Origin of the sequence: Roseomonas haemaphysalidis, from assembly GCF_017355405.1 — a bacterium.
GTDB classification, from domain to species: domain Bacteria; phylum Pseudomonadota; class Alphaproteobacteria; order Acetobacterales; family Acetobacteraceae; genus Pseudoroseomonas; species Pseudoroseomonas haemaphysalidis.
Genome location: NZ_CP061179.1, coordinates 152,879 through 179,259 on the forward strand (window position 1 = coordinate 152,879; position 26,381 = coordinate 179,259).

Annotated in this window: 25 protein-coding genes; 12 read left to right on the forward strand and 13 right to left on the reverse strand. The window is 70.8% G+C overall.

Features of this window, described 5'->3' with window-relative positions:
* Positions 1–60: 60 nt before the first annotated feature.
* A complete protein-coding gene (locus tag IAI59_RS20350; RefSeq protein WP_207415441.1) occupies positions 61–813 on the forward strand; it encodes a FadR/GntR family transcriptional regulator in 753 nt (250 codons plus the stop codon).
* A 32-nt stretch (positions 814–845) separates the two neighbouring features.
* Positions 846–2,129, forward strand: a complete 1,284-nt coding sequence (locus tag IAI59_RS20355) for an ABC transporter substrate-binding protein (protein ID WP_207415440.1) — start codon at positions 846–848, stop codon at positions 2,127–2,129.
* 395 nt (positions 2,130–2,524) lie between these two features.
* Here IAI59_RS20355 and IAI59_RS20360 read toward each other — a convergent pair whose 3' ends face one another.
* Positions 2,525–3,481 (reverse strand): NAD-dependent epimerase/dehydratase family protein, encoded by a 957-nt coding sequence (locus tag IAI59_RS20360; RefSeq protein ID WP_207415439.1) that lies wholly within the window; start codon positions 3,479–3,481, stop codon positions 2,525–2,527.
* Positions 3,478–5,220: a fatty acyl-AMP ligase gene (locus IAI59_RS20365; protein WP_207415438.1), complete on the reverse strand. Its 1,743-nt coding sequence runs from the start codon at positions 5,218–5,220 to the stop codon at positions 3,478–3,480. Before IAI59_RS20365 ends, IAI59_RS20360 begins: the two co-directional genes overlap by 4 nt.
* A gap of 305 nt (positions 5,221–5,525) precedes the next feature.
* Between IAI59_RS20365 and IAI59_RS20370 the strand changes: the two genes are divergently transcribed.
* Positions 5,526–6,278 (forward strand): phosphocholine cytidylyltransferase family protein, encoded by a 753-nt coding sequence (locus IAI59_RS20370; RefSeq protein ID WP_419556677.1) that lies wholly within the window; start codon positions 5,526–5,528, stop codon positions 6,276–6,278.
* Here IAI59_RS20370 and IAI59_RS23180 read toward each other — a convergent pair.
* From IAI59_RS23180 to IAI59_RS20390, 5 genes are all read right to left on the reverse strand, one after another.
* On the reverse strand, positions 6,275–7,042 hold the full coding sequence (locus tag IAI59_RS23180) for a nucleotidyltransferase family protein (RefSeq protein WP_272877399.1): 768 nt from the start codon (positions 7,040–7,042) through the stop codon (positions 6,275–6,277). The genes IAI59_RS20370 and IAI59_RS23180 overlap by 4 nt on opposite strands.
* The gene (locus IAI59_RS23185) at positions 7,039–8,199 is read right to left on the reverse strand and encodes a GNAT family N-acetyltransferase (RefSeq protein WP_207415436.1); all 1,161 of its coding nucleotides are present in this window, start codon (positions 8,197–8,199) and stop codon (positions 7,039–7,041) included. The genes IAI59_RS23180 and IAI59_RS23185 overlap by 4 nt, the downstream gene beginning before the upstream one ends.
* Complete coding sequence (locus IAI59_RS20380; protein WP_207415435.1) at positions 8,189–9,256, reverse strand: LptF/LptG family permease; 1,068 nt, start codon at positions 9,254–9,256, stop codon at positions 8,189–8,191. The genes IAI59_RS23185 and IAI59_RS20380 overlap by 11 nt, the downstream gene beginning before the upstream one ends.
* Positions 9,253–10,449 (reverse strand): LptF/LptG family permease, encoded by a 1,197-nt coding sequence (locus tag IAI59_RS20385; protein WP_207415434.1) that lies wholly within the window; start codon positions 10,447–10,449, stop codon positions 9,253–9,255. The genes IAI59_RS20380 and IAI59_RS20385 overlap by 4 nt, the downstream gene beginning before the upstream one ends.
* Positions 10,450–10,514: 65 nt before the next feature.
* The gene (locus IAI59_RS20390; protein ID WP_207415433.1) at positions 10,515–10,958 is read right to left on the reverse strand and encodes an HIT family protein; all 444 of its coding nucleotides are present in this window, start codon (positions 10,956–10,958) and stop codon (positions 10,515–10,517) included.
* Between IAI59_RS20390 and IAI59_RS20395 the strand changes: the two genes are divergently transcribed.
* Positions 10,957–11,517 carry a DUF2141 domain-containing protein gene (locus tag IAI59_RS20395; RefSeq protein ID WP_207443933.1) on the forward strand — a complete coding sequence of 187 codons (561 nt, stop codon included), beginning with the start codon at positions 10,957–10,959 and terminating at the stop codon, positions 11,515–11,517. The genes IAI59_RS20390 and IAI59_RS20395 overlap by 2 nt on opposite strands.
* On the opposite strand, the gene IAI59_RS20400 is transcribed toward IAI59_RS20395, so the two are convergent.
* The gene (locus IAI59_RS20400) at positions 11,468–12,397 is read right to left on the reverse strand and encodes a metallophosphoesterase family protein (protein ID WP_207415431.1); all 930 of its coding nucleotides are present in this window, start codon (positions 12,395–12,397) and stop codon (positions 11,468–11,470) included. The genes IAI59_RS20395 and IAI59_RS20400 overlap by 50 nt on opposite strands.
* Positions 12,398–12,511: 114 nt before the next feature.
* Here IAI59_RS20400 and IAI59_RS20405 point away from each other — a divergent pair, with 114 nt between their 5' ends.
* The 3 genes from IAI59_RS20405 to IAI59_RS20415 are packed head-to-tail and all read left to right on the forward strand — an operon-like array spanning position 12,512 to position 15,460.
* Positions 12,512–13,585 (forward strand): CDP-alcohol phosphatidyltransferase family protein, encoded by a 1,074-nt coding sequence (locus IAI59_RS20405; RefSeq protein ID WP_237180383.1) that lies wholly within the window; start codon positions 12,512–12,514, stop codon positions 13,583–13,585.
* 7 nt (positions 13,586–13,592) lie between these two features.
* Complete coding sequence (locus IAI59_RS20410; RefSeq protein WP_207415430.1) at positions 13,593–14,531, forward strand: diacylglycerol kinase family protein; 939 nt, start codon at positions 13,593–13,595, stop codon at positions 14,529–14,531.
* On the forward strand, positions 14,528–15,460 hold the full coding sequence (locus IAI59_RS20415) for a hypothetical protein (RefSeq protein WP_207415429.1): 933 nt from the start codon (positions 14,528–14,530) through the stop codon (positions 15,458–15,460). Before IAI59_RS20410 ends, IAI59_RS20415 begins: the two co-directional genes overlap by 4 nt.
* Before the next feature lie 6 nt (positions 15,461–15,466).
* Here IAI59_RS20415 and spt read toward each other — a convergent pair whose 3' ends face one another.
* The 5 genes from spt to IAI59_RS20440 all read right to left on the reverse strand — a co-directional run bounded on the left by spt (position 15,467) and on the right by IAI59_RS20440 (position 20,191).
* Positions 15,467–16,672, reverse strand: a complete 1,206-nt coding sequence (gene spt, locus IAI59_RS20420; protein ID WP_207415428.1) for a serine palmitoyltransferase — start codon at positions 16,670–16,672, stop codon at positions 15,467–15,469.
* 1 nt (position 16,673) lies between these two features.
* The gene (locus IAI59_RS20425) at positions 16,674–16,919 is read right to left on the reverse strand and encodes an acyl carrier protein (protein ID WP_207415427.1); all 246 of its coding nucleotides are present in this window, start codon (positions 16,917–16,919) and stop codon (positions 16,674–16,676) included.
* A 103-nt stretch (positions 16,920–17,022) separates the two neighbouring features.
* Positions 17,023–18,438, reverse strand: coding sequence for a lipopolysaccharide biosynthesis protein (locus IAI59_RS20430; RefSeq protein WP_207443937.1), 1,416 nt, complete (start codon positions 18,436–18,438; stop codon positions 17,023–17,025).
* Complete coding sequence (locus IAI59_RS20435; protein ID WP_207415425.1) at positions 18,410–18,838, reverse strand: hypothetical protein; 429 nt, start codon at positions 18,836–18,838, stop codon at positions 18,410–18,412. The genes IAI59_RS20430 and IAI59_RS20435 overlap by 29 nt, the downstream gene beginning before the upstream one ends.
* A 315-nt stretch (positions 18,839–19,153) precedes the next feature.
* Positions 19,154–20,191, reverse strand: a complete 1,038-nt coding sequence (locus IAI59_RS20440) for a LacI family DNA-binding transcriptional regulator (protein WP_207415424.1) — start codon at positions 20,189–20,191, stop codon at positions 19,154–19,156.
* 110 nt (positions 20,192–20,301) lie between these two features.
* Between IAI59_RS20440 and IAI59_RS20445 the strand changes: the two genes are divergently transcribed.
* From IAI59_RS20445 to IAI59_RS20465, 5 genes are read left to right on the forward strand one after another with little or no spacing between them, the layout of a single operon-like run.
* Positions 20,302–21,315 carry a TRAP transporter substrate-binding protein gene (locus tag IAI59_RS20445; RefSeq protein WP_207415423.1) on the forward strand — a complete coding sequence of 338 codons (1,014 nt, stop codon included), beginning with the start codon at positions 20,302–20,304 and terminating at the stop codon, positions 21,313–21,315.
* 11 nt (positions 21,316–21,326) lie between these two features.
* Positions 21,327–23,204 (forward strand): TRAP transporter large permease, encoded by a 1,878-nt coding sequence (locus IAI59_RS20450; protein ID WP_207415422.1) that lies wholly within the window; start codon positions 21,327–21,329, stop codon positions 23,202–23,204.
* Positions 23,205–23,237: 33 nt separating this feature from the next.
* On the forward strand, positions 23,238–23,777 hold the full coding sequence (locus IAI59_RS20455; RefSeq protein WP_207415421.1) for a VOC family protein: 540 nt from the start codon (positions 23,238–23,240) through the stop codon (positions 23,775–23,777).
* Positions 23,778–23,781: 4 nt separating this feature from the next.
* Positions 23,782–25,050 (forward strand): ribulose-bisphosphate carboxylase large subunit family protein, encoded by a 1,269-nt coding sequence (locus IAI59_RS20460; RefSeq protein WP_207415420.1) that lies wholly within the window; start codon positions 23,782–23,784, stop codon positions 25,048–25,050.
* Positions 25,047–26,318, forward strand: a complete 1,272-nt coding sequence (locus tag IAI59_RS20465) for a four-carbon acid sugar kinase family protein (protein ID WP_207415419.1) — start codon at positions 25,047–25,049, stop codon at positions 26,316–26,318. Before IAI59_RS20460 ends, IAI59_RS20465 begins: the two co-directional genes overlap by 4 nt.
* The last annotated feature ends 63 nt before the right edge of the window (positions 26,319–26,381 follow it).

The window sequence follows — 26,381 nt, forward strand, 5'->3', positions numbered from 1 at the left end:
CCGCTTATCGGATAGGTTGCTTAGTTGCAAGCACCTCGGCGACTCGGGTAGGATGCCCGGATGAGCGCCCCCGCCCTGGACGACCCCTTCGACGGCTTGCCCCTGCAGCAGACCCGCCTGGCTGACGGCGTGATCGGCGCGCTGTCCGAGGCCATCCTGGCCGGCCGCATAGGCCCCGGTCAGGCGCTGCCATCCGAGGCGCGCATGGCCGCGCGCTTCGGTGTCTCCAAGCAGGTGGTGCGGGAGGCGGTGCGGCAGCTTGAGGCGCTCGGTGCTGTGCAGATCGGCCAGGGCCGCCCGACCCGGGTGGTGGAGGCGCTGGACGCCCAGCCGCTCAGCCGCTTCTGGCGCTTCGCCGCCGGTGGCACCCGCGCCGGCCTTGCCGAGGCGGTGGAGCTGCGCCGCATCCTGGAGCCGCAGGTGGCCCGCCTCGCCGCCGCCCGCGCCACGCCTGGGGGCATCGCGGAGCTGGAGGCGATCCTGGCGCGGATGGAGGCGGCGATGGGGGACGTGCCGCGCTGGATCACCGCTGACCTCGACTTCCACGACCACCTCGGCCAGCTTTCCGGCAACCGGCTGGTGCGGCTGCAGGTGCACGGGCTGCGACCGGTGATCGAGGCGGTGATGCATTTGTTCAACGACCGTGGCGAACGCGGCCCGGCCGACTGGCGCGCCACTTGGCAGCGGCACCGCCGCGTGGCCGACACCATCCGCGCCGGCGATGCCGAGGGTGCGGCGCAGGCGATGCTCGCCCACTTCGCCGCCGCCGACGAGGCCATCGCCGAGATCTTCCCGCCACGCGGCCCGGACTGAACGAGGCCGCGGCGGGCCAAGGGAGTTGACCCATGACCGCCATCGACCGCCGGGCCCTGCTGGCCCTCTCCGCCCTCGGCACGCTTGCCGCGCCCCGCCTGGCGCGGGCGCAGGCCGCGCCGCTCGCCGTGCTGTCCCACCGCGTGCACCAGACCGTCGCCACGGCGGCGCCGGGCGGCGATGTCACGGCGCCCTTCAGCCGCGCCAGCGGCGCGGCGGTGCAGTGGACCACCTTCGACATCGGTCCGCTGTGGGACCGGCTGCAGCGCGAGGCCTCGCTGTCCGAGGGCAACGTCGATGTCGGCTTCGTGCTGAACACCCAGGTCACGCCGCGCGCCGCCGCGCTGTTCGAGCCGCTGGACGCGTGGATGGCGCGCGACCCGATCGAGGCGCCGGAGGACCTGTTCCCCGGGCTGGTGCAGGGCTTCCGCGTCGGCGGGGCGCAGGTGGCGCTGCCAGTACGCCATTCCTCCTCCGGCCTGCACTACAACGCCGAGATCCTGGAGAAGCGCGGTATCACGGAGCCGCCGCGCACGATCGAGGCGCTGGAGGAGGTGGCGCTGCGCTGCTCCTACCGCGAGGGTGGGCCGCCGGTGGTCGGGCTGGTGATCCCCGGCGTCGCCTACGCCAATGTCATCGATATCGCCCGCGCCTGGAACGGCGACTTCATCACCCCCGACTTCCGCTGCGTCGCCGCCGAGCCGCCAATGCTCAACGCCATCCGCCTGCTGCGTCGGCTGTTCGAGGCCAATGCCTTTCCGCGCACCTTCTCGGCCATCGGCACCGAGGACGTGAACACCTGGATGCAGACCGGCCGCGCCGCCATGGCGCTGACGGGGATGAGCCGCAACCGGTTGTACAACGACCCCTCCAAGGGCCGCTTCGCCGGGCGGATCATGACCGCCGCCGTGCCGGTCAGCGAAACGTTGCGCGGGCAGTTTGAGGTGGCGCCGGCGAAGGTGGAATTCTGGGGCATGGCGATCCCGCGCAACGCCCGGCGCAAGGACCTGTCCTGGGCCTTCATCAAGGCGATGCTGACGCGGCAAGCCACGCTGGCCATGGCACTCGGTGGCAACGGCCCGGTCCGCAACAGCACCTATGAGGATCCACAATTGAAGGCCACGATCCCCTATGCGGAGGAGGAGCGCCGCGTGTTGCGCGTCGCCCGCGTGCCGCTGCCGGCCTTCGACGAAGCAGCCCGCGCTGGAGACCTGTTCAAGGAGGAGGCGGAAGCCGCAGTGCTCGGCATGAAGACGCCTGAAGCCGCCATGCGCAGTCTGACAGAGCGGGTGGCGCCCTTGTTGCCGCGCCCTTAGCGGCAGCGCCGTTCGCGAGCGCCTTTACCAGTGGCAGCGCAAGCCCTGCGGCCGCTGCGCCCAGGGCGGCAGCAAGATCTCTTTTGAAGGCTCTCAGCCTGCTGAGGGAAAATCCTGACGCATTGATCGTCCGCGTCAGCCTCAAGACCGAAGCATCCTTGCTTGGCAAACTCCAGCACTTCCCGTTTCCTGGACTGGAGATTGCCTGAGGCACGCCATGTGCACTGACCCGAATGCTCTGCCAGTCTATCGTGCGGTGTATCCTGTCCTCGCACAGCACCTGGAGATAACCCGATGGCCAGGGTTACCGAAAACGAGAGATAACGGCATCGATACTTCCAAGGCGGCAGTGGCCAAGTCGAAGGCCGTTTGGTTGATATCTTATGCCGGGCTTCTCAGTGCGTTCTCGAGGAATGCGTTTGCCACCATCGCAGCGTGTCTTGCATTCCCGCAGCCAGGGATATTCTCGGTGACCAAAGACCCCGTGGGATGGTAGCGCCGGGCCGGACACTCCAGTCGCGGTGCAGCAGCTCGCGTGTCTTGCCGTAGCCGAAGATACCCTGCCGGCCGGTCGCCAATGCGAAGCCATCCGCCGCCATGCCCGCCAAGTTGAAGACCTGATCCGGCAGCGTCACCATGCGCGGAGGGCGGCGCCCGAGCAGTTCGGCCACCAGATGCAGAATCTCCTCCATGCCGTATCCTTCGGGGCGATGATCGGCGATCTCGTAGCGGCCCCCGGCCTCATCGTCCGCGCACAGCGCGGCGATGGCCTCCGCCAGGTCCGTGGCATGCACCATGGCCAGTTTCACGGCAGGGGCGCGGACCCGCGCTGCAAAGGGGGCCCTGGCCAGCCTTTGCAGCGCGCGGCCTTCCTGGTCACCGGGCCCGTAGACGACGCCTGGGCGCAGGATGGTCCAAGCCGGGCCGACCACATCCTCGCCCGCCCGTTTGCTGGCGGCGTAGGCAGAAAGAGCCGGCTCCCGCGCGGCCAGCGAGGAAACGAGAACGCAGCGTGCCGCCGGGTTTTCCGCTGCCACCGTCCGGGACAGCAGGGCCGTGCCATCCCGGTTGACCTGCATGAAGCCATCGCGGTTCCGGGCCTTGGTCAGCCCGGCCAAGTGCACCACGGCGGTTGCGCCTGCCACAAGGCGGCGCAGTGCGGCGGGGTCGGCCAGGTCGCCCAGCACCAGTTCAGGCGTGACGTCGGCCAGGCGGGGGGAAACAATGTCGCGCCGGCACAGCAGCCGCACCTTCCAGCCGGCGGCGGCCAAAGCCGCCGCGACATGCTGCCCGATGAAACCAGTGCCCCCCGTCAGCGCCGCGACAGGACGCGCCGGTTCCGCATCGGTCACGCGATTTCCCGTCTTTCATCCCGGGACGTGAAATCCCCGGCGAGATAGCGCCGGCGGGCCCAGGCACGGCTCAGCTTGCCGGACGAGGTTTGCGGCAGGCTGCCAGGGCGCACCAACACGACCCGCGCTTCCAGCCCGTGGCGGGCGCGCAACACGCCGCTGGCCTCCGTCACCAGCTGCTCCTGCGCATCCGGCCCGGCAGCGCCACGGGCCTCGATCAGCACGACCACATGCTCGCCGGCGTCGCCCTGCTCCAGCGAAAAGGCGGCGACATCGCCGGCGCGCACGCCCGGCATGGCCTGCTCGATGGACCATTCCAGGTCCTGCGGCCAGATGTTGCGGCCGTTGACCAGCATCAGGTCCTTGGCGCGGCCGGTGATGACGATCTCGCCGTCCAGGAGGTAGCCGATGTCGCCGGTGTCCAGCCAGCCATCGGCGGACAGCACCTCGGCGGTCTTCTCGGGCTGCCCGTCATAGCCGAGCATGATGCTCGGCCCCTGAACCAGAATGCGGCCGGCCTGGCGTTCCGGCAGCAGGGCCCCCTCGGCGTCGCGGATCTCCACGCGGTGGCCTGGCAGCGGCGCGCCGCAGCGGACGAATTCGCGGCGCTGCGTGGCGCCGGGCTCCGCCGGCACCGCCCAGCCTTCCCGCTCCAGGTGCCCGAGGTCGATCTCGTCCGTCCGCACGCCCTCGCCCAGCTTGGCGAAGCTGATGGCCAGCGTCGCTTCGGCCATGCCGTAGCTCGGCACGAAAGCCTCGGCGCGGAAGCCGTTGGGCGCGAAGGCCTCGGCGAAGCCGGCCAACACGCCGGGGCGGATCATGTCGCCGCCCAGCCCGGCGACGCGCCAGGACGACAAATCGAACTCAGGTTGCGTGGCGGCACGACGGCGGACGCAGAGCTCGTAGCCGAAGCTGGGGCTGAAGGACAGCGTGCCGCGGTTGTCCGACAGGATGGACAGCCAGCGCAGCGGGCGGCGGGCAAAGTCCGACGTCGGCATCAGGTCGATCGAGAGCTGCGCCGTCATGGGCGTCAGCAGAAAGCCCACCAGTCCCATGTCATGATAAAACGGCAGCCAGGACATCGCCCGGTCGCCATCCCGGACCTTCAGGCCATGCAGCATGATCCCGGAAGCGTTGCTGATGACGGCGTGCTGGTGCACCGCGACGCCGGTCGGGTACCGGGTGCTGCCGGATGAAAACTGCAGGTAGGCGATGTCGTCCGGCCCACTCGGCACGGCCGGCGCCGCCGCGGGCTGCACGGCATCAAGCTCCGCCAGGGTCCCGAAGACCTTGAGCCCGAGCTGCCCGGCCAGCGGCTCCAGCCAGGACAGGAAGTCGGCGGGCGTGAACAGGGCCGAAACCCGCGCGCCGCGCATCAGCCGCTCGATCAGCGCGATATAGGTGTCGCGGCCGCCGAAGGGCGGCGGCAGCGGCAACGGCACCGGCACCAGCCCGGCATACTGGCTGGCGAAGAAGGCGCGCACGAAGTCGGGCGAGGTATCGGCCAGCATCGCGACGCGGTCGCCGCGCCGCAGGCCGGCGCCGAGCAGCCGCTGCGCCAGGGCGCGGGCGTCCTCGCGCAGGGCATGGTAGGTTAGGCTGGCCATGTGGCCGTCCCGCGCCGTGTGGAAGGCCAGCCCCGTGGCGCCCTGCGCGGCATAGTCCAGCGCGTCGATCAGCGTCGTGAAGTCGTTGCGACGCCGCGGCAGGCCGCTCGCGGTCGGGATGGATGCCAACATGCAGGACGCTCCGGTTCTGGCGGCCCGGCGACCGGGCGGGCGGGCAGGACGCGTCAGCCACCCGACCCTTCGCCGGAAGCGCCTCCGACGCCAGACCAAGCGACTGCCTAGGATGCCGCCGGAAGCACGTCAAATTCCCCCTGAACAACCCTGCGTTGCGGTGCACCAACGCCCCTGGCACGGAAGGGCGCCAACTGCTTAAGTCCGCGCCCTTTCCGGCAGGCCCCGCTGCGCGGCGTGCTGCGCCGCCGCCCCGGGGCGTGGATTTTGGCCGGACAGTAGACAAGGATGATAAATTGCGCGCTGTGATATTGTGTGCTGGTCAGGGCCGGCGGCTTTTACCTCTCACGCAAAATCGGCCAAAATGCATGCTGCCTGTGGCCGGCCGCCCCGTGCTGGAATGGCAACTCCGCGCCCTGGCGGAGAATGGCATCACCGACGTCACCGTGGTGACCGGCTTCGCCGCCGAGGTGGTGGACGCCATGCTGCTGGAGGTGGGCGAGCTGGGCCGCGGGGTCCGCACGCAGTTCAATCCCTTCTTCGCGGTGTCCGACAACACCGGAAGTTGTTTTCTGGTGCGGGACGTGATCGAGGGCGGCAGCCGCTATTCGGGCGGCTGCGTGCTGCTGAACGGCGACACGCTGTTCGAGCCCGGTATCCTGCGCGCCCTTCTGGCAAACGCCGCCAATGCCATCACGGTCACCATCGACCGCAAGCCCACCTACGATGCCGACGACATGAAGGTCTCGCTTGAAGGCGACCGGCTGCGTGCCATCGGCAAGGCCTTGCCGCTGGACACGGTGCACGGGGAATCCATCGGCATGCTGCTGTTCCGGGAGGAAGGCGGCCGGCATTTCGCCGAGGGCGTGGAAGCGGCGCTGCGCCAGCCCGAGGGGCTGAAGCGCTGGTACCTGTCGGTGATCAACGCGCTGTCCGCCAGCATCCCGGTCGGCGTCGTCTCGATCGAGGGACTGTCCTGGGGCGAGATCGACTTCCCGGCCGACGTGGCGCAGGCCGAGCTGCTCGGGCAACGCTGGCTGCAGGCGGAAGCGGGCTAGCGCCGGGCCAGGACGGCCTCGGCCAGCGCCAGGTCGTCCGGTTTGTCGACATCCACCGCGGCCTCGGCGAAGGGCAGCTCCACCGCGGCCAGCCGGGCGCCGCCGGCGCGGCGGCCCAGCAGCCCGAGCGCCGCGTCCAGCCGCAGCCGGCCGAGCGCGAAGCGCAGCAGTGCCAGCGGCCCGAGCAGCGAGATCATGGCCAGCGGCACCTTGCGGTTTTCTTCCACCCGCCGCCAGAACCGCACCACCGCCGCCGCACCGGGGCCACCCATCCAGAACAGGTTGCAGCCGCTGAAGCGCCCGTCGCGGAAGCGCAGCCAGGTGCGGCGCGTGCCCGGCCAGGCGGCCAGCACCGTTTCGGCCCGCGCCAGCCCGGCCGCGACATCGGTGCCGGGCGGCACGTTGTCCATGAAGTGCGCCACCATTGCCGGCGTCAGCAGCGCGTGGTCGGCGGTGGTGACCAGCAGCGGCGTGCCAAATTCTTCCAGCGCGGCGGCGACGCTGCGGCTGGGCGAGCCCGCGGCCTCGCGCAACAGCAGCCCGGACGGGGCCGCGTAGCCCGACAGGCTGCGTGCCGGCGCCTCGATCATCACCACCACCTGGCCGATGCCGGGGCTGGCCCGCAGTGCCTGGACGACGCGCGACAGCATCGGCACCCCGCCCACCGGCAGCAGCGCCTTGTGCGACACCCCGCCGGCGACGGCCATCGGGTCGGCGGCCCCCGCCCGGCTGCCGGCCAGGATGACGGCAGTGACGCCGCTCACGCCGCAAGGCTCCGGCCATAGATCCGGTAGGTCTTGTAGGCTTCCCCGCCCACCGCCTCGGCCAGCCGGCGCATCGGCCGGTTGCCGGCCAGCACCCAGGACATCTCGATGGTTTGGATGCCCTGGGCTAGCGCCTCGCGCCGCAGCGTGTCGACGATGAACAGCGGCAGCAGCCGGCCCAGCATGCCATCCGCATAGTCCCGCCGCACGCCCATCAGCGGTACCCGGGCGGTGGTGGTCCGGCCGGCCTTCAGCCGCCACAGCAGCTTGGCCCAGCCCAGCGGCAGCAGCCGGCCCGACAGGTCGCGGATCGCCTCGTTCAGGTTGGGCAGGCAGACCGCGAAGGCCACGGCGCGTCCCTCGGTCTCCGCGAACCACACCAGCCGCTCCCGCAGCAGGGGCTTCAGCGCGGCGGCCATGGCATCCACTTCCTCCGGCGTCAGCGGCACGAAGCCCCAGTTGCCGGACCAGGCCTCGTTGAAGATCTCGACCAGCAGCCCGACCTCCTGCCGCAGCCGGTCGCGCCGCAGCGGCCGCAACACGATGCCTTCCGGCAGGCCGCGCCGGACCAGTGCGGTGGTCGCCGCCGGCAGCGGCGGCGCGGTGTCCACGCGGTAGGCCAGCAGGTCCTGCTCGCCCTGGTAGCCCAGGCGTTCCAGATGCGCGCCGGCATAGGGTGGGTCGTGCGGCATCATCAGCATCGGCGGCGTGTCGAAGCCCTGCACCAGCAGCCCGGTTTCCTCGTTGATCGACAGGCTGAACGGGCCGCTGACATGCCCCAGGCCGCGCGCCCGGCACCAGGCCTCGGCCGTGCCGAGCAGCGCCGCGAAGACCGCCGGGTCGTCCTCGGCCGCCAAGAGGCCGAAATGCCCGGCTGCGCTGCCGTCGGCGGCGGTGGGTGCCAGTCGGTCGTGTTGCGCGCTGATGCGCCCGACCACCCGGCCGCCGCGCCGGGCCAGCCAGAAGGCGGCCTCGGCATGGCGGAAGAACGGGTTGTGCCGGGCGGACAGCGCCATGCGCCGCTCCTGGCGCAACGGCGCGATCCAGCTTGAGTCGCCCGCCATCAGCCGCTCCGGCAGCCGGATAAAGGCTTCCATCGCCGCCCGGCCGGCCGCGGGCACCACCTCCACCGGCGGGCTGCCCCATTCAGCGCTCATCGTAATGCATCAGCAGCATGGCCCCGATCGTCGCGAAGACCACCGGCACCGACCAGACCGCCAGCGGCGCCGGCAGGATGGCGGCCTCTCCCAGGGCACCAAGCAGGCCACCGGACAACAGGAAGCCCAGCCCCAGCGCCAGGCACAGCAGTGGCGCCAGCATCTGCGCGCCACGCCGCGGCGTGGCGAAGGCCATGGGCGCCGCCAGCAGCAGCATGACCAGGGGGGACAGCAGGCGGGCGGCGCTTTCGTGCAGCCGGGTGGTGAAAAAGGCGGGGCCACGTGCGGCCGGCTGCTCGCCGCGCAGCGAGCGGGTCAACAGGCCCGGCGTCTGCGCATTGGTCGGCCGCGCGGCCTCGACGATCTCGGCCGGCGCGGGGCCTTGCGGCCAAGGCTGCTCGGCAAGGTGGCGCAGCGTTTCGCCGCCGGGGGCCGCGACGCTGACATCGTGCAGCACCCAGCCTTCCGTTGTCCGGCTGGCCCGCCGCGCGTCCGTGCGCGCCAGGATCAGCCGCTCGGGCGAGCGGGTGACCAGCAGCACGCCCTGCAATTCCCGCCCGTCCGGCGAGATGCGGTCGATGCCGACGATGTCCCGCCCCACGCGCATCCAGATGCGCGGCGGGTTGGCGGAAGGCGGCTTGATGGCGCGGCTGTCGGTGCGCGCCATCCATTCTGCCAGCGCCCGCTCGGTGCGCGGCGCCACGACGCTGGACAGCACGCCCTGGGCCAGCACCGCCAGCAGGCAGACCGGCAGCATGGCGGACAGCACGGAGCGCACCGGCACGCCGGCCGAGCGCAGCGCCGCCATCTCCGACGTCATCGCCAAACGGCGCAACGACAGCATGGCCGCGATCAGCACCGCCAGCGGCATCATCTGCGCCAGCACGCTGGGCAGCCGCCGCGCGGCATACAGCCACAGCTCGCCGGAACCGCCGCGCGACAGCACGTCGCTGGCATTGTCCAGCAGGTCGAGCAGCTGCAGCAGCCCGGCGAGGCCGAGCAGCGCCGCGACCACCCGCCCGAGGAACAGTCGCGACAGATAGCGGCGGCGGATCACCGCGCCGCCCCGCGCCGGCGCGGCAGGCGCGCCAGCCCGGCGCCCATAATGTCCTCGATCCTGGCGAAGAAGGCATCGAACGGGCCTTCCTGCGGGTGCCGCTGCGCCCGGCGGAAGGTCATCACGCAGAACAGTGTGAAGGCCGCGAAGACACCCCACAGCATGATCCGCGGGTCCATCACCCCGAGGTCGCCCAGCGATTCCGCGAGCTGCACCGCGTGGTGGTAGAACATCAGGATCAGCGCCGACAGCACCGCCCCGTACCAGCGCCGCGAGCGCTGCGCGCCGAGCGCCATGGGCACCGCCAGCAGGGGCAGCACGGCCAGCGAGGCGGCGCGCACCAGGCGGCCGTGCAGCTCCGCCACCAACCGGCGGGCCGGCACCGGCGCGGTGCCCTCCGGCGGCGGCGTCAGCGTCGTGCGGCGGGTCCAGAGCTCGTCCAGCGTCATCTCCCGTTCGTCGTCGCCGCGCGGGCGGAACACGGCGACAGCGATGGTGAAGTGGCGGGTCAGGCTGGAGGTGCCGAACTGCAGCGTCGTCACCTGGCCATCGGGCGCTACGGTGACCTGCGCGCCGTCCTGCAGCTCCAGCACCAGCTGGCCGGCATCCGTCTGGCTGGTCAGCCAGCCGGCCTGCGCCGTGGTGGTGGAGACGGCGCCGTCCGGGTGCCGCTGCTCGATGAACACGCCGCTCAGCTGGCCGGTCGCCTCGTCGACCCGGTCGGCGGTGACGCTCAGCCGGCGGCCGATGCGGATGAATTCGCCCGGCACCACGGCGGCGTTCCAGCCCGCATGCGTCGCCGCATCCAGCGCCGCGCGGTAGTGGTAGCGCCCCAGCGGCTGCAGGTAGCCGTAGAGGCCAAGACCACCCACCGCCAGCAGCACGCTGACCCACAGGAACGGCCGGCACAGCCGCGCCAGCGATACGCCGATGCTTTGCAGGGCGTCCAGCTCATGGTGCTCGCTGCTGGCCGCGATCACGGAAAAGACGCTGATGAACAGCGCCGCCGGCAAGGCAAGCCCGATGTAATGCGGCGAAAGATACAGCAGCAGCTGGATGATCGGGCTCATCGCCCCGCTGGGTGCCAGCAGGTCGAACAACCGCAGCAGCCGTTCGAGTAGCAGCGCCGGCAGCACCACGACCAGCGTGGTCAGCAGCGGCCGCACCAGCAGCCGCAGCAGGTAGCCGCGCACCAGGGGGCTGTGCCCGGTGGGGACCTGCCCGAAGGGGACCGTGGCGGCGGCGGTGCTGTCCGGGCTCAGCTGGACTGTCCGTCCCAGAGCGCCCGCAATGCCGCGACCAACTGGGCCTGCTGCGCGGCATCGGGGGTGACCGCCTGGCCCAGCGCGGGCGCCGCCGGCCAGCCGTGGTCCTCGACCATCACGCCGGCCTGGCTGCGGCTGCCCGCATAGCGGGGGATCACATGGAAATGCACGTCCGGATCGAGCATCATCAGCATCAGATAGTTGATTTTCTCGTATTGCACGAAGCGCCCGAGCGTGGCTTCGATCCGCGCCACGACGGTCGCGAGCCCGGCAAAGGCCGCGGGGCTGGCCGCGCCGAAGGCTGTCACCGGCTCGCGGCAGATCAGCACCAAGCTGCCCAGGGTCGGTTGCTCGGGCCGCAGCAGCACGGTCCAATGCTCGGTCTGGCCGACCAGGTTTGAAGGATATCCGAATTTGCTCAACGTCGCGCTTGTCATGCAGGGTCTCGAATATCTGTCGGAACGATGGAAGCTCTTAGCTTCTCCCGCGGTGGGTGACGAGGGGCGGCGGGCCACCATGGTCCTGCTGCCGCTGCTGCCGCTGCTGCCGCTGCTGGCGCTGGCATCGCCGGCCGGGGCGGCGACCCCGGTGACCGCGACGGCCTGTGCCGCGGGCCCGGCAGGCGCGCCGCAGATCCAGGTCCGCGTGCACGGGGCCCGCAGCACGCAGGGTAACATGACCGTGACCCTGTATGGCAGCGACCCCGCGCGCTTTCTGGCCTCTGGTGGCAAGCTGGCGCGGCAGCGTGTGCCGGTGCAGCCCGGCGGCAAGGCGGAAGCCTGCTTTTCCGTGTCTGCCCCCGGCATCTACGCGGTCGCGATCTACCACGACGAAAACAACGACCACGACTTCAACCTGTCGGTGATCGGCATGCCGCAGGAGGGCTACGGCTTCTCCAACGACGCCCAGGGCCGGTTCGGTGCGCCCTCCTTCGAGGCGGTGCGGTTCAGGGTGGAGCAGGCTGGCGGCGTGGTGCCGGTGCTGCTGCGCTACTGACCGGCAGCCGCCAGCGGCCCAGCGTCGCGAAGCAGCGGGCCTCTGGCTGCCAGCCGCGCACCAGCGTTTCCACCACCCAGCCCCCCGGCGCGGGCGCGATGGCGTAGCGGTGCCATCGCGCCGGGTGCCGCCGCCCGCCCCCGGCCAGCGCCGGCGGCACGCCCACCGCCGCCAAGCCGCGCCCCCCGGGGCCGGGCAGCACCGTCAGGCCCGGCCGGTGGCTGTGGCCGTGCAACAACAACTCGGCGCCCGCCGCCGCCAGCACCCGGAGCAGCGCCGTGCGGTCCTGCAAGCCGCGCCGCCGGCCCTCGCCATGCGGCGGGTGATGGATCAGCACGACGCGGAACAGCCCGTCCTCGCCCAGCCGGCGCAACAGCGTTTCCAGCCGGTCGAGCTGTGCCGGACCAAGCCGGCCGGCCGCCCAGCCCGGCGGCGTCACCACCGCTGAACCCAGCCCGACCAGCGCGACGCCGCCCCGCTGGCGGACAACGGGAAAACCGGCCGCCCCGGCGTCGTCGCGCATCCAGGGCATCCATTGCCCGAGGCCGTCCGCCGGCGGCACCGCCACCAGCGCGTCATGATTGCCGGGGATGACCATCACGTCCTCGGTCCGGCCCAGGCTTCGCAGGAAGCCGGCGGCGGCGGCGAATTCGCCCGGCAGCGCGAAGTTCGTCAGGTCGCCGGTCAGTGCCAGCATGTCCGGTGCGAAAGCGGCCAGATCCGCTGCCAGAAGCGCGGGCGGAATGTCACCCTGGCGAATGCCACGCTTGCGCCGCCACGCCATGTAGGACAGCAAGCGCTTGCCAAAGAGCTGCCGGATCGTCGGCGTGTCATCGGGCGGCAGGTGGAGATCGGAGAGATGGGCCAGGACGAACGTCATGCGGGGGCGACACTAGCGGCTGCGGATACCCCGGCAAGCACCGCTTCTATCACCGGCCCGGCCCCCCTGCCCGCCGCCGTGCTGATGGGCGAAGGGCCGGTTCCGATCTGGAGCATGCCCTCCTCCGCCCTGCTGCGGCGCGCGCTGCAGCGCGCCGGCGTGGCGGAATGGTCCGGCCCCGGAGCACCCGGCGGTCAGGGACTGCTGTTGCTGCGGGCCGACCACGTCTTCGACGCCGCCGTGATCGCGCAGCTAGCGCGCAGTCCGGGCACGGCGCTGCTGCGCGCCGAGGACCGCCTGCCCGTGGCCCTGCACCTGCCGGCCGGGGCGGACGCGGCGGCACGGGACGCTGCCACCGCCGCCCTGACCCAGGGCGGCGCGTTGCCGCCCGGCCTGACCGCCGCGACGCCGGCCGAGCTGGTGGGCGCCTACAACCAGGCGCTGCGCAAGCGCGGCACGCCCTATGTGCTGGAGTTGACGGCCGCCAGCCGCCGCGCCGTGGAATGGCGGATGTTCGGCGGCGCCTACAAGGGCGTGACCGACTTCGTGACCAAGCACGTCTGGCCACGCCCGGCCTTCGCGGTGACGCGCGCCTGCGCGGCGCTGGGCATCACGCCCAACATGGTCACCGCCCTCAGCCTGGTGATGGTGTTCCTGGCGCTGTGGTGGTTCTCGCAAGGGCAGTTCTGGCCCGGCCTCGCCGCCGCCTGGGTGATGACCTTTCTGGACACGGTGGACGGCAAGCTGGCGCGCGTCACCCTGACCTCCACCAAGTTCGGCAACTGGTTCGACCACCTGATCGACATGATCCACCCGCCCTTCTGGTGGCTGGCCTGGATCGCCGGCTGCGGCGCGGTCGGGCTGCCGCTGGACTACCCGGTGGCCGCGGGGGTGGTGATCTTCGGTGGCTACGTGCTGCAGCGGCTGCAGGAAGGCCTGTTCATCATTGCCTTCAAGATGCAGATCCACATCTGGCGGCGGTTCGACAGCCTGTTCCGCCAGGTCATCGCCCGGCGCAACCCCAATTTGGTGATGCTGACCATCGCGACCCTCTGCGGCCGCCCGGACCTGGGCATCCTGGCCGTCGCGGCCTGGACCGCCTTCGGCTGCGTGGAGCAGCTGTTCGTCACGCTGCAGGCGGCGCTGGCCCGCCGGCACGGGCCGCTGCGCTCCTGGCTGGACGGCTAAGCCCGCCTTGCAGCGCCTTGGAATCATCAGCAACCCGCGCAGCCGGGGGCACCTGGACGGCGTGGCCGGGCTGGACGGCGCCGACGCCGGCCTGCCGCACGCCCTGCCGCCCGACCGCGCCGCGTTGCGCGCCACGCTGGCCGACTTCGCAGCCCAAGGCGTGACGCTGCTGGTGGTCAATGGCGGCGACGGCACCTTGCGGGAAGTGCTCGGCGCCTTGCCGGAGGCCTGGCCCGGACCGCCGCCGGCCCTGGCGCCGCTGGCCGCCGGCCGCACCAACCTGCTGGCGCGCACCCTGGGCCAGCGCGGCAAGGGCCCGGCGGCGCTGCAGGCGTTGCGGGACGCCGCCGCGGCCGGCCGGCTGCGGCGCGAGTTGCGCCCGGTGCTGGAGGTCCACCGCGCGGGCCTGGGCGAGGCCCCCCTGCGTGGCCTGTTGTTCGGCGCGGCGGGCTTCGTGCACGCGACGCGCATGGCCAATGGCGCCCCCCGCCAGCGCGGCCTGAAGGACAACGCCGCCGTCGGCGCGACGGCGCTGCTGACGGCGGTGCAGACCCTGTCCGGGCGTGGCCCCCAGGCGCGGGCCCTGCGGCAGGGCACGCCGATGCGAGTGGCGGTGGACGGCGCTGCCGGCGTGGAGGCGCCCCGCTTCATCCTGCTCGCCACCACGCTGGACCGGCTGATGTTCGGCCTTTGGCCCTTCTGGGGCGACGGCGCCGGGGCACTGCGCTGGCTCGACGTCGCGGCACCGCCGCCGCGTCTGCTGGGCGGGCTGTGGTCGTTGCTGCGGCGCCGGCCACCCGGCCTTCCTGGCTGGCACAGCGGCCGCGCGGACGCGCTGGACCTGTCGCTCGACGAGCCTTTCGTGCTGGACGGCGAGCTGTTCGACCCCGGGCCCGCCGGCGTGCGGCTGCGCCCCTCCACTCCCCTCGTCTTCGTGTCCGCATGACGCCGCGGGACGGCTGGCAGGCGCTGGAAGCCAGGGCGGCGGCCGGCATGGCGGTGCCGCGCCCGGCGTCCCCCGCCATGCGGGCGGCGCTGGCCCTGAGCGACCGGCTGCGGCTGGAGCATGGCGATGCGATCGCCGCCATCCTGTTCTACGGGTCGGCCCGCCGCACCGGCGAGGCGGACGGGCTGCTGGACCTTTATGTGTTGTATGACGATCACCGTCGCTTCCACCGGCGCTGGCTGCCTTCCCTGCTGAACGCCGCCCTGCCGCCGACGGTGCTGCTGAGGACGGCGGAGGTGGAGGGCCTCGGCGCGGTGCGGGCCAAGGTCGCCGTGCTGTCCCGCCGGCAGTTCGCCCGGCGGCTGCGGCCGGGAAGTTGGGACACCACCATCTGGGCCCGTTTCTGCCAGCCGGTCACCCTGCTGCATGCCCGGGGCGAGGCGGAAGCGGCCTGGGTGGCGCAAAGCTGCGCGCAGGCTTTCGCGACTGCGGCGCTCTGGGCCGTCTGGCTCGGCCCGCCCGGGGCCACCCCCGCCGAACGGTGGCAGGGGCTGTTCGCCCGCACCTACGGCGCCGAGTTGCGGACCGAGCGCGGCAGCCGGGCGGTGACGATCCTTGACGCGGCGCCGGACTGGTTCGATGGCGGTCTGCCCTTCGCCCTGGCGGCGCAGGGGCTGCCAGGCGCCCCGCCGCCGCCGGGCCGGGCGGAGCGGGGCTGGCGCTGGCGGCGGCGCTTCGGCAAGGCGCTGAACGTGGCCCGGCTGGTGAAGGCGGCCTTCACCTTTGAGGGGGGCGCCGACTACCTGGCCTGGAAGATCCAGCGCCACACCGGCCAGCCGCTGCCGCTCACGCCGTGGCAGCGGCGCCACCCGGTGCTGGCAGCACCCTTGCTGCTGTGGCGGCTGCGGCGGCAGGGGCTGGTGCGGTAGTCGCCGCTACTCGGCCGCGTCCACCGTCTGGAAGAACCCCAGCGAGGCGGCGATCTCGCGGATGGTCACGACCGCGTGGTCGATCTGCTCCGGCGTGTGCTCGGCGCAGATGCTGGTCCGCAGCAGCGGCTTACCGCCCGGCGTCGCCGAGCCAATGGCCAGGTTGACGTAGATGCCCGCGGCAAGCAGCCGGTTCCAGAACACGATCGCCGTGCCCTGGTCCGGGCAGCGGATCGAGGCCACGGGGCTGGCGGACGGCCCGGTGCTCAGCCCGGCCGCGGCCAGCCCGGCATGGAACCGCGCGACGTTGCGGTGCAGCCGGCCCCGCAGCAGCGGCTGGGTTTCCAGCACCGTGATCGCCTGCGTGACCGAAGCGATCACGGAAGGCGGCAGCGAGGCGGTGAACATGTAGGGGCGGGAGGCGAGCCGCAGCAGATCGAAGTCCTCGGCGTCCGAGGCCAGAAAGCCACCCACGGCGCCGAGGCTCTTGCTGAAAGTGCCGACCACATAGTCCACGTCCGGCTCGACGCCGTGGGCCTCCGCCAGGCCACGCCCCGCCTCGCCCAGCACGCCCAGCGAATGCGCCTCGTCCACCATCAGCCAGGCGCCGGCTTCGCGCTTGACGGCGGCGATGTCGCGCAGCGGCGCGACGTCGCCCAGCATGCTGTAGACACCCTCGACCACCACGAGCTTCTCGCCCGGCTGGTCCGCCAGGTGGCGCAGGCGGCGGCGCAGGTCCTCGGGGTCGTTGTGGCGGAAGCGGGTCACCTGGGCGCCCGCCATCCGTGCGCCGTCGTAGATGCTGGCGTGCGAGTCGGCGTCCAGCAGCAGGTGATCCTGCGGCCCGGCGAGCCCCGCCAGCGCGCCCAGGTTCGCCTGGTAGCCGGTGGAAAAGACCATGGCGTGCCGGCGCTTCAGGAAGCCCGCCAGCCGCGCTTCCAGCGCCGCGTGGCCGCCATAGGAGCCGTTGGCGATGCGCGAGCCGGTGGTGCCGGTGCCTTCCTCGCGCACCGCGCGGGCGGCCGCGTCCATGCAGCTCTGGTCGAAGGTCAGCCCCAGGTAGTTGTTGGTGCCCAACAGCACCACCCGGTTGCCGTCCAGCGTCGCCTCGGTCGCGGACAGGATGCGGTCGAACACCACGCCGAAGGGGTCCTGCCCCAACTGCATCACGCCGGCGCGAGCATTGCGCAGCTCACGGTACTTGGCCAGCATGTTAGGCGATCTTCTTGGAAGCGATGATGACCTGGGTCAGGTCGCCAACCGTCTGAATTTCAGCGAATTGGTTCATCGGGATCATGGTATCGAACTGCGTCTCGATATGTAGGATGACGTCCATCACGGCGACGGAATCGAGGCTGAGATCACGGAGGATGTTGGTTTCCGCGGTGATGCGGTGCTCGGGGCCTATGACAGACTGGATGGCCGCCACCACCTGCTGATGGATTTCGTCCTGTTGCAAACGGGGTCTCCGGGAAAGCTGCTGAGATCTGGCGTTAGGTCATAAAGAAGTTTTAATCAAATGGTAGCGTCGTTGCGGTTTACCATCGGGGTTCCGCCATGCGTCAGGCGAAGATGTCGGAGGCTGACCGGGCCTGTGCGGCGGAGATCACGATCGCCGTGAAGATGGCGGCCAGGCCCGCGCCTGGAAGGCCGTAGGCGGAGATCGTGGCCAGCGCCACGGGGATGTACAACAGGGCCGCCAGCAGCCGCGCCCCGAGCGCCGCCTTCTGCCGCCCGGTTGAGATCAACAGTGGTTCAAGCGCGAAGGACGCGAAGCCGATGGCCGAGGCGCCGGCCAGCATCAGCATGACCGGAAAGGCCGGCAATGCCTGCGCGCCGCCGATCAGCTGCAGCAATGGCGAGCCCAGCAGCGCCAACGCCCCGAGGATGAGCACCGAGCCTGCCGTCGACACCAGCAGCACCCGGCGCAGCAGCGCCGCGATCGCCGTCTTGTCACGGACTGCGGCAAGGCGCGCGAGCTCCGGATAGATGGCGGGGCTGAGGAAGCGGCTGGGCTTCAGGGCGGCATCCCCGACCTGCAGAGCAATGGCGAACAGCGCGGCCTCCGCCGGGCCCAGCATCAGCCCGACGCTGAGCGTGCCCAGATGCCCCGATACCAGGGACAAGGTCGTGGTCAGGTTGGTGGACCAGACAAACGACCACAGCCCGGGATGGGCGGCCGTGACCGACGGCAGCGGCGCCTTGTCGCCGGCATCACCTAGAAGACCCCGGCGGCCCAGTTCGCGATACGCCGCATAAGCCAGCGACAGGCCACCCAGCACCGTGGCCAGGTACCAGACGGCCAGGAAGCCGTTGACGCCCCAGCCCAGCAACGCGCCGAGCGACGCGCCCGCCAGCCGGAACAGGGCACCAAGCGTGTCCCGGGTGGCCAGTACGTCAAACCTGTCGAACAACCGCAGCAGCCCGGTCGGTGTCGCCATCACCATGAAGGCGGTCGAGGTGGCGTAGGCCGTGGCTACCAGCGCCAGGCCCGGTGGGATGTCAAAGAAACGCCCGAACAGAAAGGCCAGAGCGCCGCACAGCACGATTCCAAAAAGACCAGCGCCGGCATCCAGCCAAACGGTGAAGCGCACCAGCGCGCGGAACTCCGGCCTCCGCTGCTGTTCGAGGCTGGCCGCGCCGAAGCGCAGCACCGCCTGCCAGGACTGGAACTTGGTGAAGGCCGCCGTAGCCTGCGCGAAGGTATGGATCAGGATCAGCGTGCCAAAGACCTCGGCGCCGAGCGAGCGGAGAGCGATGCCTGTGGCGGCAAGGTTCAGCAACCCCATGGCGACCTTGCCGCCCATCAGCGTGCCAGCGTTGCGGAGCATGCGGCGGAAGACGGTCTGTTTGGCGGCGCCCCCACGGGATGCGGGCTGCGTGGTGTTTTGCGGGGGGATCAGCATCGGATCAATGATTTCAGCGCGAACGGCTTGGGTGGCGGCGGTCTCATTCTGCCTGCTGGCGCGTCGCCTCATACCGGTAGGTGCAGGAATGGCGGCGCACCACATCCATCTCCGGCGGAATATCGGCGGCCATCAGCTGGTCGCCGCGGATCAACCCCGAGGCTGACCTGTCAAGGGCCTGCGGCCGCAGCACCACCCTGCCGTCGGCGGCCACGGACCCGTCCAGCAGGATGTGCCGTACCGCCGACCGGCGGTGCCGCGAGGCGTACATCTCGATCTCTTGCCCGTGCACCCTGAACCAGACTTTTTTCTCCTGACCCCGGCACAGTGCGGTCTGCCCGACCGGCAGCTGCCGCCCTTCGTACCATCCGTCCAAGGGCGTAGCAGGTGCGGGCGCCTGTTCGAGCGGAGCGGCGCGGCTTTGCAGGGGGGCGTCCGATGAGGGTGCCGCGCAGCCGGCGAGGAGCAGCATACCACACAAAGCCGTTCGGACAGATCGTGCCGCCATCATATCGAGGTCCCTTTTGCCATAGAACTGTAGCACAATCGGCCTGACCCCGCTTCGGCCGAGTGTGAAGGGCCCGGCGCACAGGCCATCATTGTGGCTCTGGCCTGAGCCAGACCAGGGAAATGCCAGGCATAAGGGACGTCCAGGGCCATCCTGGCTAAGGGTAATGGTACGACGAACGAAATCGCCGGCTTCGATCAACCCTGCCGGGTTTCTCGGCGGCGTGGCCGCGATGTCCAACCTTCTTGACCAACGCAACCGAAGCTGCGGGGCCCGGCGCTAAGGCAGGTTCTCCCGCAGCAGGATCTCGCCGACCGGCCGGCCGACGTTCTGCTCCGTCGGCAATCCGGCGCGGAGGTTGTCGAAGATCGCCGCGCAGTCCATCAAGAGCGCCCGCGGGTTCTGCGTGATCACGACGTCCATCGTCCCGTCGATCAGCAGCGCCCTGGTGTCCGACGTCAGGCCGTGGCCGATGAACACGATCTCCTGCTCCTTCCGGGCCTCTCGCAGCGCGCGCGCGATGCCGGCCGATGCACCACCGATATTATAAAGGCCCGCCAGGTCAGGGTGACGGGCCAGCAGCGCCTTGGCCTGCCGGTAATTCTCCGCTTCGTCGTCATGCCCTTCCCGCACACCGAGCACCTCCACGGCCGGGAACAATTCGGCGAACAGGTGCAGGAACCCCATCTCCCGCTCCTCATGCGCCCGGTAGCTCAGGCTGCCGGCAATCATCGCCACCTTGGCGGGGCGCGGCCCGATGAACCGCGCCATCATGTAGCCCGCGGTACGCCCGGTGGAACGATTGTCGAGCCCCACATAGGCCGCCCGCCGGGTGTTCGCGATGTCGGAGATCAGCGTCACCGTCGGGATGCCGGCTTCTGCCAGAGCGTCCACGGCCTCGCGCACGGCAGGGTGTTCCAACGCCATGAAGGCTACGCCCTCGGCCTCGCGCCCCGCATCGCGCAGGGCGCGTGCCAGCAGCGCCGGGTTGAAGGACCGGATGAACTCCACCCGCGCCGTGAAGCCGAAGGCCTCGAACCGCGCCCGCGTTTCCGCGACCAGCTGTCCGAGCATCGCCAGAAAGCGGTTGGAGCCTTCCGGCAACAGGAACACCAGGCGCTGCGGGCGCCGCGTCTTCGCGATGTAGGGGCCGCTGTCCAGAATGTAGCCGAGCGCCGCTGCAGCGCGCACCACGCGCTCCACCGTCACCGCGCGCACCCCGGCGCGGCCGTGCAGCACGCGGTCCACCGTCGCGGTCGATACGCCAGCCGCGCGGGCCACATCGGGCACGCGCGAACGCGCTAGAGGCTTGTCCATCAGAATCCATCAGAAATCGGGTTTGACGCTCGATGTTTGATGCATATAGCGTAGCCGAACCTCAAAACACATCAGAATCCATCAAAAAATCGAGGGAGGGGATCGAAGCCATGACCACCATGACGCGCCGTGCCGCATTCGGCCTTGCCGCCGGCCTTCCGGCCGCCCTGCTCGCCGCGCCGCGCATCGCACGTGCTGCGGAGTTCGACTGGAAGTACGGGCACAACCTGCCCGTCACCCACCCTCTGCACATCCGCGCGCAGGAGGCGGTGGAGCGCATCGCGCGCGAATCCAACGGCCGCGTGGACATCAAGATCTTTCCCAACAACCAGCTCGGCGGCGATACCGACATGCTGTCGCAGGTGCGCAGCGGCGGCATCACCTTCTTCACGCCCTCGGCGCTGGTCATCGCCACGCTGGTGCCGGTCGCCGCCATCAACGCGGTGGGCTTCGCCTTCGCGGATTATGACCAGGTCTGGAAGGCGATGGATGGCGGCGTCGGTGCCGCGGTGCGCCAGGCGATCAGCAAGGTCAACCTGCATGCCTTCGAGAAGATGTGGGACAATGGCTTCCGCCAGATGACCACCAGCGGCCGCGCCATCGACGGTGCCGCCGCCATGGACGGGCTGAAGATCCGCGTGCCGGTCTCGCCGCTGTCCATCTCGATGTTCCGCGGCCTGGGCGCCTCGCCGGCCAGCCTGCAGTTCAGCGAGGTCTATTCCGCGCTCCAGACCAAGATCGTCGACGCGCAGGAAAACCCGCTGCCGATCATCCAGGTCGCCAAGCTCTACGAGGTGCAGAAGAGCTGCGCGCTGACCAATCACATCTGGGATGGCTATTGGTTCATCGCCAGCGGCCGCGTGTGGCGCGGCGTGCCGGCGGACCTGCAGTCGATCGTCTCCAATGCCATCAACGAGGCAGGTCTTGCCCAGCGCGGCGACATCGCGGGCCTGAACGCGACCGTGCAGGCGGACCTTCAGTCCAAGGGGCTCGCCTTCAACCGCACGGACCCGGACAGCTTCCGCGCCAAGCTGCGCGCCGCTGGCTTCTATGGCGAATGGAAGACGCGCTTCGGCGACGAGGCCTGGGGCCTGCTCGAAACCGCCGTCGGCAAGCTGGCCTGAGGACCGCGCGCATGGCCGGCCAGCTCACCGCCCTCGATCCCGTGGCGCTGCCCGGCGGCATGCTCGCGCGCGCCGCCTTCGGCTTTGACCGCGTGCTTGGCGGCGTGCTGGAAGCCACCGCCGCGGCGCTGGTGCTGGCCGAGATCCTGATCCTCGGCACCGGCGTCACCGCGCGCTACGTGTTCCACGCGCCGATCATCTGGACCGACGAGCTGGCGTCCATCCTGTTCCTGTGGCTGTCCATGCTGGGCGCCGTGGTGGCGCTGCGGCGGGGCGAGCACATGCGGATGACCGGGCTGGTCAGCCGCGTCGGGCCACGCACCCGCGCGGTGCTGGAAGCGCTGGCGCTGACCGCCTCGCTCGCCTTCGTGCTGCTGGTGCTGCACCACGCGATGGAATACGCAAGCGAGGAGTCCTTCATCGTCACGCCGGCGCTGGAAATCAGCAACGCCTGGCGCGCCGCGGCACTGCCGGTGGGCCTCGCGCTGATGATCCCGGTGGGGCTGGTGCGGCTGCTGCGCCTGGGCCAGCCGCTGGCCGTGCTGCTGGCGCTGGCGCTGACGGCGGGCACGGTGCTGGCCTTCTGGCTGCTGGGGCCGACGTTGCGGCCGCTCGGCCAGATCAACCTGCTGATTTTCTTCGTGGGGCTGGTGGCGGTGAACGTCTTCGCCGGCGTGCCCATCGCCTTTTCCTTCGCGCTCGCTACCTTTGCCTATCTCGCCTGCACCACCTCGACACCGCTGCTGGTGGTGGTGGGGCGGCTGGACGAAGGGATGTCGCACCTCATCCTCCTGGCGGTGCCGCTGTTCGTGTTCCTCGGCGCGCTGATCGAAATGACGGGCATGGCGCGCGCCATGATCGGCGTGCTGGCTGGCCTGCTCGGCCATGTGCGCGGCGGGCTGTCCTACGTGCTGATCGGCGCGATGTACCTGGTATCCGGTATTTCCGGCTCCAAGATCGCCGACATGGCGGCGATCGCCCCCGTGCTGTTCCCCGAGATGAAGGCGCGCGGCGCCAAGCCGGGTGACCTGGTGGCACTGCTTTCGGCCACCGGCGCGCAGACCGAGACCATCCCGCCATCCATCGTGCTGATCACCATCGGCTCGGTCACCGGCATCTCCATCGCGGCGCTGTTCACCGGCGGGATGGTGCCGGCGCTGGTGCTGGGTGCCTGCCTTTGCTTCGTGGTGTGGCGCCGCTACCGGCACGAGGACCTCAGCCACGTCGCGCGCCCCTCCTGGCCGCAGGTGGGGCGGCTGGCCATCGTGGCGCTGCCCGCCATCGCGCTGCCCTTCATCATCCGCGCGGCGGTGGTGGAAGGCATCGCGACGGCGACCGAGGTTTCCACCATCGGCATCGGCTATGCCACGCTGATGGGGCTGTTCGTGTACCGGCAGTTTGACTGGCGGCGCCTCGGCCCCATGCTGGCGGATACCGCGGCGCTGACGGGCGCCATCATCTTCATCATCGGCTGCGCGACCGCCATGGCCTGGGGCCTGACGCAGTCCGGCTTCAGCCAAAGCTTGGCACGCCTGATGGGCGCCATTCCCGGCGGCACCTACGGCTTCCTGGCGGTGTCCATCGTCGCCTTCATCGTCCTGGGGTCGGTGCTGGAAGGCATCCCCGCCATCGTGCTGTTCGGCCCTTTGGTCTTTCCGCTGGCCAAGGCGGCGGGGGTGCACGAGGTGCACTATGCGATGGTGGTGATCTTCGCGATGGGCATCGGGCTTTTCGCGCCGCCCTTCGGGGTTGGCTACTACGGCGCCTGCGCCACCAGCAAGGTCAACCCGGACGAGGGGCTCCGCTACATCTGGGGCTACATGGCCGCGCTGCTGGTCGGGCTGGTGCTGGTCGCCGCCGTTCCCTGGTTTTCCATCGGCTTCCTCTAAGCCGCTCCCCCTTCCGCAAGCGAGACACGAACGATGAGCCGCTTCTTCGGCGAGATCCGCCAGCTTGGCTACGTGGTGCCCGACATCGAGGCCGCCATGGACTACTGGACCCGCGAGCTGGGCGTCGGTCCCTTCTTCTACAATCCGCGCGTGCCTATCGAGAACTATCGCTACCGGGGTGAAAGCCACGTGCCGCACAACTCGGTCGCCCTGGCCAATTCCGGTGCGCTTCAGGTGGAGCTGATCCAGTGCCGCAACGCGGTGCCGTCCATGTACAAGGACTTCACCGATGCCGGGCGCAGCGGGCTGCAGCACGTCGCCTACTGGACCAGCGACTACGACGCCGACCTTGCCCGTCTGACCGCCGAGGGCTTCGAGCCGGTGATGAGCGGCGAGGTCGGCACGCGCGGACGCTTCGTGTATTTCGATACCGAGTACCACCCGGGCACCGTGATCGAACTGTCCGAGGTAGCGGGGCCCAAGGGTGAGATGTTCCGCTTGATCCGCGAGGCTTCCGAAGGCTGGGACGGCAGCGACCCGGTGCGCCCCTTCCCCGACCTGTCGAAACTCTGATCCGATGCGCGACGACCGCTTCCAGGCGACCTACCTGATCGAGACGCCGCTCGACCCCGCCAAGGTGGCGGAGGTGATGGCGGGCGAGCAGTCCTGCGGCACCTTCACCCGCGTGGAGGGCGAGACGGACGCGCTGCGCGAGCGGGCGCGGGCCACGGTGGTGTCGGTCGAGCGGCTGGACGCGGTGGCCGCGCCGTCCCTGTCCAATGCCTGGCTGGAACGGCGCGGCACGGCGGGCCCGTGGCAGCGCGCGCGCATCGTTCTGGATTTCCCGGTGGCCAATGTGGGCGCCAACCTGCCGACGCTGGCTTCCATCGTCGCCGGCAACCTGTTCGACCTCGGCGAGGTGACGGGGATGCGGCTGGAGCGCATCGACCTGCCGCCCGCCTATCGCCGCCGCTTCGCGATGCCGGCGCAGGGGCTGGCCGGCACGCGGCGGCTGGCGGGCGTGCCACGCGGCGTGCTGGTCGGCTCCATCATCAAGCCGAATGTCGGGCTGAGTGCCGCCGAAACGGCGGAACTGGTGAGCCGGCTGTGCGACGCCGGCCTCGACTTCATCAAGGATGACGAGATCAGCGCCGACCCGGACCACGCGCCGCTGCGCCAGCGCATCCCCGCCGTGATGGCGGCGGTGCGGCGGCACCAGGACCGCACCGGCAAGCACGTGATGGTCGCCTTCAACATCACCGACGAGACGGACGCCATGCGGCGACACGCCGAGCTGGTGGCGCGAGAAGGCGGCTCCTGCATCATGGCCAGCCTGAACTGGTGCGGCTTCTCTGCCATCGAGACGCTGCGCCGCTCCACCGATTTGGCGCTGCATGGCCACCGCAACGGCTATGGCGCGATGTCGCGCCATGCGCTGCTCGGCATCGGCTTCCAGGCCTACCAGGTGCTTTGGCGACTGGCCGGCGTGGACCACATGCACGTGCACGGCCTGCAAGGGAAGTTCGCGCAGGAGGACAGCGAGGTCGTTGAATCGGCCCATGACTGCGTTGCGCCGCTGGCGGGTGAGGTGGACGACCGCGTGATGCCCGCCTTTTCGTCCGGCCAGTGGGCCGGCACGGCGCCCGCCACCTTTGCCGCCATCGGGCACGAGGACCTGCTGTTCATGGCCGGCGGCGGCATCATGGCGCATCCCTCCGGCCCCGCCGCCGGTGTGGCCAGCATCCGCGAGGCCTGGGACGCCACGGCGCGCGGCGAACCGCTGGAGCAGGCCGCCGCCAGCCACCCGGCGCTGCGCGAGGCGCTCGGCTTTTTCGGTGGCCGATGAGCGCGCCGGAATACGGCTGGTTCGGGGACGACTTCACCGGCGCCACGGACACGCTGGCGGAGCTCGCCGCCCGCGGCCTGCGCGCGCTGCTGTTCCTCGGCCTGCCGGATGCGGCTCGGCTGAAACGCGCCGGGCCGCTGGACGCGGTGGGCATCGCCGGTGCCACCCGCACCATGGCCCCGGATGCCATGGCGGCGGCATTGCGGCCGGTGGGGGCGTTCTTCCAGGCGCTCGGCGTGCGGTTGATGCACTACAAGTGCTGCTCGACCTTCGACAGCGCGCCGGATGTCGGCAACCTGGGCGCCGCCCTGGCCGCACTGTCCCCCTGCTTTCCGCATGACTTCCGCCCGATCCTCGGCGGCCAGCCGAACCTGGGTCGGTTTCTGCTGTTCGCCAACCTGTTCGCCGCCGCCGGAACGGGGGGCGCGGTGCATCGCATCGACCGCCATCCCACCATGAGCCGCCACCCCGTCACGCCGATGCGGGAAGCGGACCTGCGGCTGCATCTCGCGGCACAGGGGGTCGCCGCGGCGCATCTTGCCTACCCGGCCTTGCAACAGGACCGGGCGGCGCTGGCGCAGGTGCTGGATCACCTGCTGCGGTCCGCGCCGCCGGCCATCCTGATGGATGTCAGCCGGGAAGAGGACCTGGCCGCGATCGGCGCCTTGCTGCACCGGCAGGCGGAGCGTGGCCCGCTGCTGGCCATCGGGCCCAGCAGCGTCGCCCAGGCCTGGTGCGCCGGGCGTGCCAGCAAGCCGGGCATGGCGGCCCTGGGGCCGAGCCCGGGGCCGGTCCTGGTGCTGGCGGGCAGCCTGTCGCCGGTCACGCGGGTGCAGGTGGAGGCGGCATCGGGCTACCACCGCCTGACGTTCGACCCGGCACGCCTCGTGGGGGATGCCGGCGCCAGCGACGCCGTGGTGCAGGATGCCTGCCGGCGGCTGGACGCGGGACAGGACATCCTGCTGCTGACCGAAACGCCCGGCGCCGCCGCCTTGGCGCCAGGCGAGGCGGCGGCGGCGACCGCGCGGCTGCTGGCCGCCGTCACCCGCCTGCGGCCGGTTCGCCGGCTCGGCATCGCGGGGGGCGATACATCCAGCATCGGGGTCCAGGCGCTGGACCTGTGGGGGCTGTCCCATGCTGGCACCCTCGCGCCCGGTGTCGCGCTGTGCCACGGGCATAGCGACGACCCGGCGCTGCATGGCGTGGAGATCATGCTGAAAGGCGGCCAGATGGGGCCGCCCGACCTGCTGGCACGCTTCCGCCTGTAGCGGGCGGCGCTTATGGCCGCCGATGTTGTCCTCCGGGGCGATCACTCCGCAATCCTGTCGCGA

What these genes read in the sequence shown, in the direction of transcription:
- IAI59_RS20430 (WP_207443937.1), bottom strand. Translation starts at nt 18,438, where the DNA reads ATGAGGCGACGCGCCAGCAGGCAGAATGAGACCGCCGCCACCCAAGCC.
- IAI59_RS20465 (WP_207415419.1), top strand. Translation starts at nt 25,047, where the DNA reads ATGAGCGCGCCGGAATACGGCTGGTTCGGGGACGACTTCACCGGCGCC.
- IAI59_RS20460 (WP_207415420.1), top strand. Translation starts at nt 23,782, where the DNA reads ATGCGCGACGACCGCTTCCAGGCGACCTACCTGATCGAGACGCCGCTC.
- IAI59_RS20355 (WP_207415440.1), top strand. Translation starts at nt 846, where the DNA reads ATGACCGCCATCGACCGCCGGGCCCTGCTGGCCCTCTCCGCCCTCGGC.
- IAI59_RS20350 (WP_207415441.1), top strand. Translation starts at nt 61, where the DNA reads ATGAGCGCCCCCGCCCTGGACGACCCCTTCGACGGCTTGCCCCTGCAG.
- IAI59_RS20390 (WP_207415433.1), bottom strand. Translation starts at nt 10,958, where the DNA reads ATGACAAGCGCGACGTTGAGCAAATTCGGATATCCTTCAAACCTGGTC.
- IAI59_RS20365 (WP_207415438.1), bottom strand. Translation starts at nt 5,220, where the DNA reads ATGTTGGCATCCATCCCGACCGCGAGCGGCCTGCCGCGGCGTCGCAAC.
- IAI59_RS20450 (WP_207415422.1), top strand. Translation starts at nt 21,327, where the DNA reads ATGGCCGGCCAGCTCACCGCCCTCGATCCCGTGGCGCTGCCCGGCGGC.
- IAI59_RS20415 (WP_207415429.1), top strand. Translation starts at nt 14,528, where the DNA reads ATGACGCCGCGGGACGGCTGGCAGGCGCTGGAAGCCAGGGCGGCGGCC.
- IAI59_RS20400 (WP_207415431.1), bottom strand. Translation starts at nt 12,397, where the DNA reads ATGACGTTCGTCCTGGCCCATCTCTCCGATCTCCACCTGCCGCCCGAT.
- IAI59_RS20405 (WP_237180383.1), top strand. Translation starts at nt 12,512, where the DNA reads ATGCCCTCCTCCGCCCTGCTGCGGCGCGCGCTGCAGCGCGCCGGCGTG.
- IAI59_RS20395 (WP_207443933.1), top strand. Translation starts at nt 10,957, where the DNA reads ATGCAGGGTCTCGAATATCTGTCGGAACGATGGAAGCTCTTAGCTTCT.
- IAI59_RS20445 (WP_207415423.1), top strand. Translation starts at nt 20,302, where the DNA reads ATGACCACCATGACGCGCCGTGCCGCATTCGGCCTTGCCGCCGGCCTT.
- IAI59_RS20455 (WP_207415421.1), top strand. Translation starts at nt 23,238, where the DNA reads ATGAGCCGCTTCTTCGGCGAGATCCGCCAGCTTGGCTACGTGGTGCCC.
- IAI59_RS23185 (WP_207415436.1), bottom strand. Translation starts at nt 8,199, where the DNA reads ATGAGCGCTGAATGGGGCAGCCCGCCGGTGGAGGTGGTGCCCGCGGCC.
- IAI59_RS20440 (WP_207415424.1), bottom strand. Translation starts at nt 20,191, where the DNA reads ATGGACAAGCCTCTAGCGCGTTCGCGCGTGCCCGATGTGGCCCGCGCG.
- spt (WP_207415428.1), bottom strand. Translation starts at nt 16,672, where the DNA reads ATGCTGGCCAAGTACCGTGAGCTGCGCAATGCTCGCGCCGGCGTGATG.
- IAI59_RS20435 (WP_207415425.1), bottom strand. Translation starts at nt 18,838, where the DNA reads ATGCTGCTCCTCGCCGGCTGCGCGGCACCCTCATCGGACGCCCCCCTG.